This window comes from uncultured Cetobacterium sp., assembly GCF_947038635.1.
In the GTDB taxonomy this organism is placed as follows: domain Bacteria; phylum Fusobacteriota; class Fusobacteriia; order Fusobacteriales; family Fusobacteriaceae; genus Cetobacterium_A.
Window position 1 is genome coordinate 15,886 of record NZ_CAMQXC010000018.1, and the last position, 13,601, is coordinate 29,486.

A 13,601-nucleotide genomic window follows, 5' to 3' on the forward strand; every position below is an offset into this window, starting at 1 on the left:
GTTTAATGGCAAAAGTAATATTAGAATCGGGAAAAGAGAAGAAGATTAGGAATTTTTATCCAAATGTATTTAAAGATGAGATACAAGATATTTTAGGAAATATTTCTAATGGAGATATAGTTGAGGTTTGTACAACGGATGGAGAACTTGTAGCAAAAGGATATGTAGCAGAGTCAACAAATGCATTTGTTAGAGTTTTAACAACAAAGGATATACCAGTTGATAAAACATTAATTTTAGAAAAAATAAAAAGAGCTTATGAAAAGAGAAAACATCTTTTAGCAGAAACTAACTGTGTTAGAGCTTTTTATTCTGAAGCAGATGGAATTCCAGGATTAATAATTGATAAATTTGATAAATATGTATCAGTACAATTTAGAAATTCAGGATTAGAGGTAGCTTTTAGACAAGAAATAATAAATGCTATAAAAAAAGTTATGAAACCAAAAGGAATATATGAAAGAAGTGATGTTGAAAATAGAACTCATGAAGGTGTAGAGCAACAAACTGGAATAATATATGGTGAGATTCCAGAAAGAATTGTAATGGAAGATAATGGGTTAAAATATTATGTAGATATTATAGATGGGCAAAAAACAGGATTTTTCTTAGATCAAAGAGATTCTAGAAAGTTTATAAGACCATTTTTAAATGAAAACACAAGATTTCTAGATGTATTCTCAAGTAGTGGTGGATTTTCAGTTGCAGCACTAAAAGAGGGATGTAAAAAAGTTATAGCAATTGATAAAGAACCACATGCATTAGAGTTATGTAAAGAGAACTATGAATTAAATGAATTTACAAATGAGTTTGAAACAGCTGAGGGAGATGCATTTTTAATGTTAAAAATCTTAGCTAATAGAGGAGAAAAGTTTGATGTAATAACATTAGATCCTCCATCATTAATAAAGAAGAAAATTGATATTCATAGAGGAAGAGATATGTTCTTTAGTTTATGTGATGAGAGTTTCAAATTAATTGAAGATGGTGGAATAGTAGGAATAATAACTTGTGCTTATCATATGAGCCTTCAAGATTTAATAGAAGTAACAAGAATGGCAGCTTCAAAGAATGGAAAATTACTACAAGTTATAGGAGTAAATTATCAACCAGAAGATCATCCATGGATTTTACATGTTCCAGAAACATTATATTTAAAAGCTTTATGGGTTAGAGTAGTAAATAATTAATTTAAGGGGGAATAATTATGTACTTAGATATTTTAATAGCAGTAATACTTATATTTGCAGTAATTGAAGGATTGAAAGATGGATTTTTACTACAATTCTTCTCAATCTTTGGAATTTTTATTGATTTTATTATAGCTCAAAAATTTACTCCAATTGTAATAGACAAGTTAGCTATGAGTAACAATGAAAGTAACTACTTATTAACATATATAGGTGTATTTATAGCTTCATATTTTGTTATTGCTATTTTAATGTTTTTTATAGGAATTATTTTAAAAAATCAAAATAAAGGATTTTTGTCTAGAGGGTTAGGTGGAGCCTTTGGATTAGTAAAAGGGCTTATAATTTCATTAATAATTTTGTTTATTTTTAATTTTACTGCTCAAAAATATACAGTTTTAAAAAAATATGGAATTGATAGTAAGACTAATGCAGTATTTTTAGAGAAATCTCATTATATTGAGGAATATTTACCAAAAGAGTTAAAATCAGAATTAAACTATATAAAAGGAAAAGAGCTAGTTGAAAAGTACTTTAATAAAATGTTTTAGGAGAGAAAAATGAAAATAATTGAAAAATATATATTGGAAGATGTGAAGATGCCAATAATATTTGGAGTATCACTATTTACATTTATTTTTTTGATAGAGATTATTGTATCTCTTATGGAAAATATAATTGTAAAAGGAATCTCGTTAATTGATGTATTAAGAATATTGTCATTTTATTTACCTCCAATTTTATCACAAACAATACCAATGGGTGTATTTTTAGGAGTTATGATAACTTTTTCTAAATTTACAAGAACAAGTGAAGCTACAGCAATGAGCTCTATAGGAATGTCTTTAAAAGATATATTGAAGCCAATAGTAATATTGGCTTCAATAATCACTATTTTTATATTTTTTTTACAAGAAAGTATTATTCCAAGATCTTTTAGCAAACTTGAAGAGATAACAATGAAGATAGCATATGAAAATCCAGTATTTCAACTAAAAGAGAGAATATTAATTGATGAAGTTGATGAGTATAGTTTATACATTGAAAAAATTGATAGAAAAACTAATGAAGCTGAAAATGTTTTGATTTTTCAAAAAGAAGACAAAAGTAATTTTCCTACAATTTTATTAGGGGATAAAGCATACTGGAAAAATGTAAATATGGTATTAGAAGATTCTAAATTTTATACTTTTAATCCAGATGGGACTATAAAATTAGAGGGAGAATTTAAGCAGAAAAAAATACCCTTAAGTTCATATTTTCAAGAGGTTAATATAGAAGTTAAAGATATTGAAGCTATGGGAATAACAACTCTTTTAAAAAATCTTAAAGGGAAAACATATCAAGAAAAAATCCCATATTTAGTAGAGATTAATAGAAAAATAGCGATTCCATTGTCAACTATTGTATTAGCTATATTAGGAGTTCTTTTATCAATTGGGCATCATAGAAGTGGAAAAGGAGCTAGTTTCGGAGTAAGTTTAGGAGTTATATTTACCTATATTGTATTTCTGAATGTAGGAATGGTAATGGCAAACAAAGGTATAGTGTCACCATATGTGGGAGTTTGGCTACCAAATTTATTATTAGTTGGTGGAACAGCTTTACTATATAAAAGAAAAGCAGGTGGTGCTAAATGAAAAAATTAGATATCTATATAAGTAAGAACTTCATAAAATCATTTTTATTAAGTTTAATTGCATTTATAAATATTTTTATATTAAGTCAACTTTTTAAAATAATAAGATATATAACAGCTGGAAGAATGAGTGTTTCAGAATCAGCAACATACATATTATATTTATTACCTAAAATTTTTATAGAGGTTACTCCTCTAGCAGTACTTTTAGGTTCATTAATGTGCATCAATAGAATGGCTTCAAATTTAGAAATTATATCTTTGAAAACTTCAGGAATAAGTTTTAGAAGGATAGTGAGATATCCCATAATAATATCATTTTTAATATCTTTGTTAGTCTTTCAAGTGATGAATCGTATTCACCCAATGGCTTTAGCAAAAAGTAGAGCCTTAAGAGCTGGAAGAAAAATATCAGAAAGAGTGTTACCAACAACTAAAAATAATGCATTTTTAAGAACCGAAAATAATCTTGTTTATTATATAAAACAAGTGGATAGAATTGGAAATACAGGAACTCTTTTGGAGATAATAAAATTGAATAAAGATTTTGAAAAAATAGAAGAGATAATAACAGCTAAAAGTGGTGAGTTTGATTTAAATAAAAATCAATGGGTACTAAAAGATGCTGTTATAAATAACTTTGTTAATAAAACTCAAAAAAGTTATAAAGTATATTCTAATGAAATTTTAGATAAAGGACCATCAGATTTTATAACAATTCAAGGAGATCCAGACGAATTGACAAATGCTGAGATAGCAAAATCAATTAGAGATATTAGGATAACGGGTGGAGATATAAAAGAACCTCTATCTGTTTTAGGAAAAAGATATTCTTTTCCTTTTGCAAGTTTTATAGTATCATTTTTAGGATTAGCTTTAGGAAGTAGATATGTAAGAGGAGCTTCAGCAATAAGTATTGCTTTGAGTGTTGGATTAGGATATTCATACTATATAGTACAAGCATCTTTTGAAGCTTTAAGTGTTAATGGATTGTTGAATCCATTTATAAGCGGTTGGATCCCAAATGTGATATTTTTATGTTTAGGAATTTACTTTATGAAGGAAGCAGAATATTAAGGAGGAAAATGAGCATAACTACTAAGAGGTTAGATAATGGTATAACGTTATTAATGGAAGACATAAAAAGTATAAATACAGCTAGCTTAGGTTTTTTTGTTAGGGCTGGTGTAAAAAATGAGTTACCTGGAGAAGAAGGAATATCTCATTTTATAGAGCATTTACTATTTAAGGGAACAACTAATCGTTCTGCAAAAGAGATATCTGAAGAGATTGACGATCAAGGTGGAATGATAAATGCATATACAAGTGTTGAAAAAACAGCATACTATATTCAAATGACTTCGAATACATTAGAGATTGGAATTGATATTTTAAATGATATGTTTTTAAATTCTACATTTACAGATGAAAATATCGAAAAAGAAAGAAACGTAATAATAGAAGAGATAAGAATGTATGAAGATATTCCAGAAGAAGTTGTACATGAAGAAAATCTTGGATTTGCTATAACTGGTGCACAAAGCCAAAAAGTAGCTGGAACAATAGAAAGTTTAAAAGAGATAGATAGAGAAAAAATATTAAAATATTTTTATGATATGTATAAGCCTGAAAATATAGTTGTTGCAGTAGCAGGAAACATTGAAGAGGAAAAAATATTTAAACAATTAAATGAAGGTATTGGACAGTTAAAAGATAGAAGTACAAAAAGAGTTTACAATGGAGATATGGTTGTAAACTCAGGAGAAAAGATAATAGTTCAAGAAACAAATCAAGTTCATTTATGTGTAAATACTTTAGGAACATCAAGTACGGATAAAGATAGAGTTGAAGCATCTGTAATATCAAATGTTTTAGGTGGAAATATGAGCTCTAGACTTTTCCAAAAAATTAGAGAAGAAAGAGGATTAGCTTATTCAGTTTATTCTTACACATCTAATTTTGATGAAGGAGGATTGTTTACTGTATATGCTGGAACTACACATGAAGATTATAAAGAAGTAATCTCTTTAATAGAGGAAGAATTAAAAGAGTTAAAAGAAAATGGGATTACTGAAAAAGAGCTTCAAAGAGCAAAAAATCAATTTTTAAGCATGGTGACTTTTGGTTTAGAGAGTAGTAAAGGTAAAATGACAAGAATGGCAGGATCATATTTAGTTTATGGTTATGTAAGAGATATTGAAACTGTAATAAAAGAGATTGAAGATGTAAACTTAACTGATATTAAAAGAGTTGCTAAAAAAATATTTAATGAAAAGTATATATCTAAAACAATTTTAGGAAACATATAAAGGGGAAAAAATGGAAAACGTTATTGTTAAATTAGTATTAGAAAACGGAGTAGAATTACCGAAATATATGACAGAGGGTGCAGCTGGAATGGATGTAAAAGCAAACATAACAGAACCAGTTACATTAAAAACTTTAGAAAGAAAATTAATTCCAACAGGAATTAAAATGGAAATACCTTGTGGATATGAAGTACAAGTAAGACCAAGAAGCGGACTTGCTTTAAAGCATGGAATAACTTTAGTTAATACTCCTGGAACTATTGATTCAGACTATAGAGGTGAAGTTGGAATTATATTGATAAATTTAAGTAATGAAGAATTTATAGTGAACCCAGGAGAGAGAATTGGTCAATTAGTTCTTCAAAAAGTTTATAAGATGGAGTTTGAAAAAGTAGATGAGTTATCAACAACTGTAAGAGCTGAAGGTGGATTTGGTCATACAGGAAAATAGGAGAAATTAATGGGAAAAAATCATGATTTAGTAGTTACTATAAAAAGAATAAAAAAAATGAAAAATATGATTTTATATATTGCTTTATGTGTAGTTTTAATAAGTTTATTAACTGTGTATAGTGCAACAATCCATAAAGGAACGTCATTTTTTTATAAAGAAATTGTTTGGATAGGATTAGGAGTATTAACGTATTTTATCTTTTCTTTTATAGATTATAAGGTCTATGGGAAATATTATAAAATTATATATCTTGTAAATGTTGTTTTATTATTACTAGTATTTGTTATAGGTGATAAAAGATTAGGAGCTCAGAGATGGATTGATTTAGGATTTATAACAATTCAACCCTCTGAATTTTCAAAACTATTTATTGTTTTAACTTTTTCAGAAGTTTTAGCTACCAAATATAATAATAAATTTTCTGGGTTTAAAAGTATTATAACGACGAGTATGCATGTCTTACCTATATTTTTATTGATAGCAGCTCAACCAGATTTAGGAACATCATTAGTTATAATATTTTTATACTTAATATTAATTTTTATAAATGGTATAGATTGGAAAACTATAATAATTTTAGCATTTATAGGAATTTCAATGGCTCCAATCGGGTATTTTTTCTTATTAAAAGATTATCAAAGAGAGAGAGTATTAACATTTTTAAATCCAGAAGCTGATTTATTAGGTAGTGGTTGGAATGTAACTCAATCAATGATAGCAGTAGGATCTGGTGGAGTATTTGGAAAAGGATTTTTACAAGGAACTCAGAGTAAATTGAGATTTTTACCAGAATCACATACAGATTTTATAGCAGCCGTATTTTTAGAGGAGAGAGGGTTAATTGGAGGATGTGTTTTATTGATTCTTTATATTTTACTTTTATGGGGAATAATGAGAATTGGTGACAAATCTGAAGGTTATGGAAAACTGATATGTTACGGGATATCGGCTATCTTCTTTTTCCATATAGTTATAAATATTGGAATGGTAACAGGAATAATGCCAGTTACAGGATTGCCTCTTCTTCTTATGAGTTATGGTGGAACATCATTTTTATTTGCATTTGCAATGCTAGGAATAGTTCAAAGCATAAATATATATAGGGAGTAAGAAATGGAATATATTATAGATTCTAGTTTTCACGAAGTTAGATTAGATAGATTTTTAAGAAAAAAATATGAAAATACTCCGTTAACAGAGATTTTTAAAGGAATAAGAACTGGAAAAATAAAAGTTAATGGAAAAAAATCTAAAGAAAACTATAGATTAAAAGAAGGTGATATTGTAAAAGTTTTAATAGCTGGTGGAGAAACGGTTACAAAAGATTTTATAAAAATATCACATCAAGATATGAATACTTTAAAAAGTAGAATTATTTATGAAGATGAGAAAGTTATTATCTTTAATAAAGATGCTAACATGGTTATGCATAAAGGAAGTGGTCACGAATATGGACTTTCTGAACTTTTCAAAAGTTACTATAAAACAGATGAATTTAACTTTGTAAATAGAATAGATAAATCTACATCTGGTTTAGTTATAGGAGCTAAGAGTTTAGCAGTAACAAGAGAGTTAGCAGAAGAAGTTAGAGAAGGAAAAACGGATAAAAAATATTATATATTAGTTGACGGTGTTATTACTAAAAAAGAGTTTACCTTAAAAACATATCTAAAAAAGGAAGAAACAAAAGTAATAGAGTTAGATTCTTATGAAGATGGTGCAAAAGAAAGCATATCTTATTTTAAAGTTTTAAAAGCAGGTAAGAGAAAAACTATTTTAGAGGGAAAACTTGAAACAGGAAGAACACATCAATTAAGAGTACAATTATCAAGCTTAGGACATCCTATTGTTGGTGATGGAAAATATGGAAAAGGTGGAAAAAATATGTTTTTATTTTCATATTATTGTGAAATACCAAAATATAAAATAAAAATAGAGTTACCTTTACCAGAAGAGTTTTTAAAAAATTTAGATTAAAAAAACGGTTTTATTTCAAAACCGTTTTTTTATTACTATTATTTATCTAAAAAAGAATTTGCAATTAAAATAACCTTGATTATATCATCAGAGTTTTCATCTATGGAAACCCCAAATAAAACATCATCAATTTCAGCGCGACACTCTTTTTTTATTGTTTCTACAATAATACTAGATTCCATTAAATTTAAATTTTTAGGACCTAAGATATTAACTAAGAATTTAGTTGCACCTAAAATTGTTCTTTCGAAAAGGGATGAATCAACAGCAGCAAGAGCAGCTTTTTCAGCTCTTTTTTCACCATCTCCTTCTCCAAAACCTAAAATAGCTTCTCCTGAATTTAGTAAAAGTGATTTTATATCTGCAAAATCTAAATTTATTAGTCCTTTAGCTAACATAAGATCTGTCATGCCTTTAACAGCAGTGAATAAAACAAAATTACTTTTTTTAAAAGCTTCTTGAACTGTTATATTAGGAGTTGAGTTATCTAAAAGTTTATCATTAGGGATAACAATGAGAGAATCAACAAAAGGTTTAAGATTTTTGATACCTGCTTCAGCAATTTTCATTCTTCTTTTACCTTCAAAAGAGAAAGGTTTAGTTACAATTGCAACAGTTAAAATATTCATCTCTTTAGCTAACTTTGCAATTAAAGCTGTGGCAGCACTACCTGTTCCACCTCCCATAGTAGAGGTTAGAAATAAAAAATCAGTACCTCTTAAAATATTTTTAATAAAAGTTAGACTTTCTTTTGTAGCTTTTTCTCCTAATTCAATATTACCACCACATCCAAGTCCCTTTGTAGTTGATGGTCCTAATTGAATCTTATGAGGAGTTTTAGAGTTGTTTAAATCTTGCAAATCAGTATTAAGTGCAAAAAAGGTAACATCATCAATATTCGAAGAGACGATTTCATCCAGAGCATTTATACCACCACCACCGATACCCATAACTTTTATATTGACATTAAACTTATCTCCCAAAAAAACTCACCCCCTAAATAAAATAGATAGCAATATATAACATTAGTACTTTAATACTATACGATTTCCTTTGTGTCAATGACAAAAAAATTATTTTAAATGTTCAGTGTCAGAAAATTTAATAATTTTAAATCTATTTGAATCATATTCAACAATAGTTGTACTTGTATTTTCAGGGACAGGTTGTTTAGAAAATTCATCAATACCTTTTTCATTAATAATATTAAAAATAGCTTTTAGTGTAACACCATGACTGATAACTAAGATATTTCCATTATTATTTTCTTTTACAAGTCTTTCTAACCCCAATTTAACTCTATCTAAGATCTCTTCATAACTTTCTCCATTATAAGCACTAGGATTATATTCCATAGCATTATTCCAGAAGTTATGATATTCAATTGGATAATTTTTTTCAAACTCTTCTCTTGGAATTCCTTCAACTTTTCCCATATTTATTTCTTGGAATTCATCAATGGTAGTTATTTCCATATTTTTATCTCCAAGTAAAAGTTTAGTCGTTTGCAAAGCTCTATCTTGTGGTGAAGAGTAAACTTTTTTGAAATCAATATTATTTAAGTATTGAGAAAGTTTTTTAGCTTGTTCAACTCCTACTTCTGTCAATGGAGAGTTAGATCTTCCTTGAAAAATTTTTAGTGTATTCCAAACAGTTTCACCATGTCTTACAAAATAAATACGTAGCATAATTTTCTCCTTTTTAAGTATAAAAACTCTTTTTTTTAATATGATATTCTTGTATAATCTTATTATACATTGAATTTTGGAGGTTGTAAAATGAAGTTTTTAGGAGTAATTCCAGCAAGATATGAATCAACAAGATTACCGAGAAAGCCATTAAAAGATATTTGTGGACATTCAATGATTGAATGGGTTTATAAAAGAGCTATGAAATCTAATTTAGATGAAGTAATTGTAGCTACAGATTCTCAAGAGGTTTTTGATGCAGTTAAGTTATTTGGAGGAGAAGTTATATTAACAGATGTAAATCATTTAAATGGAACTAGTAGAATAGCTGAAGTTTGTGAAAAGATAACAGATTATGATGTAATTATAAATATTCAAGGAGATGAACCTTTAATAGAACCAGAAATGATAAACTCTTTAATTAATGTATTTAAAGATGAAGAGGATTTAAAAATGGCGACATTAAAACATAAACTTTTAAAAAAAGAGGATATTGAAAACCCAAATTATGTAAAAGTTGTAACTGATAAAAAGGATTATGCAATATATTTTTCAAGAAGTGTAATACCATATCCAAGAAATGTGAACTTAGATATATATTTTAAACATGTAGGTATTTATGGGTATAAAAGAGAGTTTGTTTTAGAGTATGCTAAATTAAAGAGTACACCTTTAGAAAATTCAGAATCATTGGAACAACTTAGAGTTTTAGAAAATGGATATAAAATAAAAGTTTTAGAAACGCCATTTGAAATAATAGGAGTAGATACTCAAGAAGAACTTGAAAAAGTAAGAAAATATATAAGTGAAAAAGGAATAGAGTTATAATGAAAAAGCAAAATATAAAAAATATGATAGCTATTGGTATTTGTTTATTAAGTTTTGCAGGATGTAGTAGTAGTTCAAAAAAAGATTATTATGAAAGATCGGGAAGTTCCTCATCTAATTTAAAAGGAGATAGAGTAGATCTATACGGGAGCTACTCTAAAGATAAGATACCAGTGGCAAGACCGATACCGTATTTGAAATATGTAAATGATATGGAGTCTCCAAAAGTTCCAATTAAGAACTATAAAGAAAAAGAGTTTTTAGATTTTTACAAAAATACTAAAGTTAAAGGACATGGAGATAATTCCAACTATTGGAGATGGAAAGTTACTTTAACTAAAAAAGAGATAAGTAATGTATTAAATAAAAATTTAGTAACTTTAAGTTCTAGAAGACCAAAAGAAGTATTAACTTATGAAAAAGGAGAATGGATAGCTAAAAAAATTCCATTAAATCCAGTTGGTGAAGTTATAACTTTAAGAGTTCTTGAAAGAGGTAAATCAGGACTGGTAACAAAATTATTAATAAAAGGAAGTAGAGGAGAATATATTGTTGCAAAAGAGGGTAACATAAGAAATCTTCTAAGTTTAAGTAAAAATAGTGTAGATAGTATAGTAAATGTTTATGGAGCTAAAGGCGGAAGTGCTAGCTATAATGAAAAACCAATATCAAAAAACCCAAATATGTTACCGTCAGCATTTATAGCAATAGAAAAGCTAGGAAATGGTGGATTTAATATTTATGGTGGTGGATTTGGACATGGTTCTGGTATCCCTCAATGGTCTGCGATGGATTTAACTAAAAATAAGGGGTATTCATATAAACAAGTTTTACAAAGATATTATTCAGATACAAAGTTAAAAAATATGAGATCAGTAGATGGAATCGGAGATAAAATAAGAGTTGGTATAATGAATAGTGGTTTTTCAACTCTTAATCATACAAAAATTTCAATATTTTCTTTGGGAAGTATAAAAATAAAGAGCAAAGATGGAAGTGTAAACATAAATCCAAGAACTTCAGTTGATTTTATAGTAAAAGATGGGTATACACAAGTGATTGTTCAAAATAAATTAAGGTTGAAGACAAGAAACTTTATAAATATTACATCTAATAAAATGATTTCCGTAACAAATATAAGAAGAAACGTAAGAAATTATAAATATCCAACATATAGAGGTGAATTTGAAATAAGATTGGCTCAAGGCGGAAAAAGTTTAAATTTAATTAATGAAATAAATATAGAAGATTATTTATTACAAGTTGTACCAAGTGAAATGCCACAAAGTTTTGGATTAGAAGCTCTTAAAGTACAAGCCATTGCAGCTAGAACTTATGCAGCAAAAGATATTTTGAGAAATAGATATGCAAAACAAGGATTTCATATAGTAGATAGTACTCAAAGTCAGGTATATAATAATTTAGACGAAAATGATTTATCAACTCAAGGAGTCAAGTCAACAAAAGGTTTAATATTAGTGCACGAAGATAAGCCAATAGATGCAAAATATTATTCAACTTCGTCTGGATTTAATTCAAGTGCTCATAATGTGTGGTAAAACATAAAAAAAAGCATTGACTAAATAGTCATTATAGATTAAAATATTCTATGACTGTTTAGTCATTTTAAATTTAAGTTCAGTAAGGGGGCAAGATGCTAAAGGAGGGAAAAAAAGAACAAATTTTAGAAGCAGCGAAAGATGTTTTGTTGAAAAAAGGGATATTTAAAACACGAGTTGAAGATATAACTACTTATTTAGGAATAGCTAAAGGAAGTTTTTATACATATTTCAAATCTAAAGATCAGCTTTTAGAAGAAATTATTGATAGAGTGTACGAAATCAGAGAAACAGAATTAGAAGAACTTTTAAAAAGTGATTCTGATTATAGAGAGCGGATAAAAATTTTTATAATAAAAAGATTTGTTATATCATCAGATAATTTAAAATCTCATTTAATATTAATAAATTTAACAAGAAATCTAGAGCATTTAACACCTGTTCTTAGAGAAAAACTTTTACAAATAGAGATTTTAAATAGAAAATTTTTAAAAGAGATAATAAAAAATATTCCGAATATAAATTATTCAGAAAATGAAATGAATACAATCATAATCTTTATTATGGGTGGAATAAAATCTTATAGATTAGAGAGATTATTTTATAAGAATACAGATGATTACTTTATAAGTGATATAGATGAATTTAGAGAAAGACTAAGAAATATAAACTTAGAAAAAGAAGTAGAATTAGTGGTGAGTGGAATTTTAAAATTACTAACAGGAGGAAATTAATGAAAAAGTTATTAGGATTACTGGTATTGCTTTCAACAGCAGCCTTTTCAAGAGAACTGACATTAGAAAGTGCAATTGATTTAGCTTTAGAAAATGGAAAAACGATAAAAACATCAGAGTTATCAAAAGAAAATGCAAAATTAAACGTTAGAAGAGCATTTAAAACAGCTTTACCAACAGTAACATATAATGGACAATATCAAAAAGCAGAACACACAAATAGAAATATGCTAGATATAGTTGAATCAGATGGAACTACAGGAATAGGAGCTAAGAGTGGATACACACAAACGATAGGTCTTTATCAACCTCTGTTTAGAGGAGGAGCTATAACAGGTGGAATTTTAGGAGCAGAGGCTTCAAGAAATATGGCAGATATCTATCTTTTATCTGAAAAGAGAGATGTAAGATTAGATATAATAGCTTTGTATTCAAGTATAATAAATTTTGAAAAAGATTTAACAGTTTTAGAAGCATCGAGAAAAGAACTGCAAGCTAGATATGATAAACAGAGTGAGCAATTAAATTTAAGATTAGTTACAAAAGCTGATCTTTTAAAAACTGAATATTCTATTTTAGATTTAGAGGCACAAATAACAGGAACTAAAACAAATTTAGAAATAGCTAAAAAAGATTTAAAACTGAAGTTAATGATTCCAAATAATGAAGAGATTACTTTAAAAGATTTCCAAGTACCAGAAAATTTAACATCAGGAATTGATTTTGGTAAAGATTTAGATCAAGCATTAACAAATAGTTTATCAGCTAAATTAGCAGTAAATAAGGTTAATTATGCAGCAGCAGAAAAAGTTGTAGCAAGATCAAGTTTATTACCACAAGTTGATGCTTTTGCAACATATGGAACATCAAAAGAAAGCCATCACTTTGATAATAGTTTTGATAACGCAGAGTGGAGAGGTGGAGTTTCTGTAAAATGGGATGTGTTCTCATTTGGAAGTGGAATTGATGAGTATAACGTGGCAAAAAACAATGAAAATATAGAATCTATAAATAAAGATTTAACATCAGATAATATAAAACTATCTGTTACAAAAAATTATAGAGAATTAATACGTTTACAACAACTAAGAGATTCTAGAAATAAAGCTTTAGAAGCAGCGACAGAAAACTTTAATATAGATACAGAAAGATACAATGCAGGATTAATTTCAACTGTAGATTATTTATTATCTGAAAGTCAATATAGACAAGCAGCTGTAGAT

Annotated in this window: 14 protein-coding genes; 12 read left to right on the forward strand and 2 right to left on the reverse strand. The window is 27.5% G+C overall.

Annotated features, from left to right (window positions below; all coding sequences use genetic code 11):
- Positions 1–5: 5 nt before the first annotated feature.
- The 8 genes from Q0V08_RS03515 to Q0V08_RS03550 are packed head-to-tail and all read left to right on the forward strand — an operon-like array spanning position 6 to position 7,569.
- On the forward strand, positions 6–1,190 hold the full coding sequence (locus tag Q0V08_RS03515) for a class I SAM-dependent rRNA methyltransferase (RefSeq protein ID WP_297432122.1): 1,185 nt from the start codon (positions 6–8) through the stop codon (positions 1,188–1,190).
- A gap of 17 nt (positions 1,191–1,207) precedes the next feature.
- On the forward strand, positions 1,208–1,741 hold the full coding sequence (locus Q0V08_RS03520) for a CvpA family protein (protein ID WP_297432124.1): 534 nt from the start codon (positions 1,208–1,210) through the stop codon (positions 1,739–1,741).
- A 9-nt stretch (positions 1,742–1,750) separates the two neighbouring features.
- On the forward strand, positions 1,751–2,830 hold the full coding sequence (locus Q0V08_RS03525) for an LptF/LptG family permease (RefSeq protein ID WP_297432126.1): 1,080 nt from the start codon (positions 1,751–1,753) through the stop codon (positions 2,828–2,830).
- Positions 2,827–3,906 carry an LptF/LptG family permease gene (locus tag Q0V08_RS03530; protein WP_297432128.1) on the forward strand — a complete coding sequence of 360 codons (1,080 nt, stop codon included), beginning with the start codon at positions 2,827–2,829 and terminating at the stop codon, positions 3,904–3,906. The genes Q0V08_RS03525 and Q0V08_RS03530 overlap by 4 nt, the downstream gene beginning before the upstream one ends.
- A gap of 8 nt (positions 3,907–3,914) precedes the next feature.
- On the forward strand, positions 3,915–5,138 hold the full coding sequence (locus Q0V08_RS03535) for a pitrilysin family protein (protein WP_297432130.1): 1,224 nt from the start codon (positions 3,915–3,917) through the stop codon (positions 5,136–5,138).
- 10 nt (positions 5,139–5,148) lie between these two features.
- On the forward strand, positions 5,149–5,589 hold the full coding sequence (gene dut / locus Q0V08_RS03540) for a dUTP diphosphatase (RefSeq protein WP_297432132.1): 441 nt from the start codon (positions 5,149–5,151) through the stop codon (positions 5,587–5,589).
- 9 nt (positions 5,590–5,598) lie between these two features.
- Positions 5,599–6,702: a rod shape-determining protein RodA gene (gene rodA, locus Q0V08_RS03545; protein WP_297432134.1), complete on the forward strand. Its 1,104-nt coding sequence runs from the start codon at positions 5,599–5,601 to the stop codon at positions 6,700–6,702.
- 3 nt (positions 6,703–6,705) lie between these two features.
- A complete protein-coding gene (locus tag Q0V08_RS03550) occupies positions 6,706–7,569 on the forward strand; it encodes an RluA family pseudouridine synthase (RefSeq protein ID WP_297432136.1) in 864 nt (287 codons plus the stop codon).
- Between the two features lie 38 nt (positions 7,570–7,607).
- Here Q0V08_RS03550 and ftsZ read toward each other — a convergent pair whose 3' ends face one another.
- Together ftsZ and Q0V08_RS03560 are read right to left on the reverse strand one after the other, a co-directional pair.
- Complete coding sequence (gene ftsZ / locus Q0V08_RS03555) at positions 7,608–8,552, reverse strand: cell division protein FtsZ (protein WP_297432138.1); 945 nt, start codon at positions 8,550–8,552, stop codon at positions 7,608–7,610.
- Between the two features lie 90 nt (positions 8,553–8,642).
- Positions 8,643–9,257, reverse strand: coding sequence for a histidine phosphatase family protein (locus tag Q0V08_RS03560; RefSeq protein ID WP_297432141.1), 615 nt, complete (start codon positions 9,255–9,257; stop codon positions 8,643–8,645).
- Positions 9,258–9,347: 90 nt separating this feature from the next.
- Between Q0V08_RS03560 and kdsB the strand changes: the two genes are divergently transcribed.
- From kdsB to Q0V08_RS03580, 4 genes are all read left to right on the forward strand, one after another.
- Positions 9,348–10,085, forward strand: coding sequence for a 3-deoxy-manno-octulosonate cytidylyltransferase (kdsB, locus tag Q0V08_RS03565; RefSeq protein ID WP_297432143.1), 738 nt, complete (start codon positions 9,348–9,350; stop codon positions 10,083–10,085).
- Entirely contained in the window at positions 10,085–11,644 is a 1,560-nt protein-coding gene (locus Q0V08_RS03570; protein WP_297432145.1) for a SpoIID/LytB domain-containing protein, read from the forward strand. Before kdsB ends, Q0V08_RS03570 begins: the two co-directional genes overlap by 1 nt.
- A gap of 95 nt (positions 11,645–11,739) precedes the next feature.
- A complete protein-coding gene (locus Q0V08_RS03575) occupies positions 11,740–12,378 on the forward strand; it encodes a TetR/AcrR family transcriptional regulator (protein WP_297432147.1) in 639 nt (212 codons plus the stop codon).
- Positions 12,378–13,601: TolC family protein (locus Q0V08_RS03580; protein WP_297432148.1), on the forward strand; the 1,224-nt coding region annotated here is incomplete at its 3' end. The genes Q0V08_RS03575 and Q0V08_RS03580, both read left to right, overlap by 1 nt.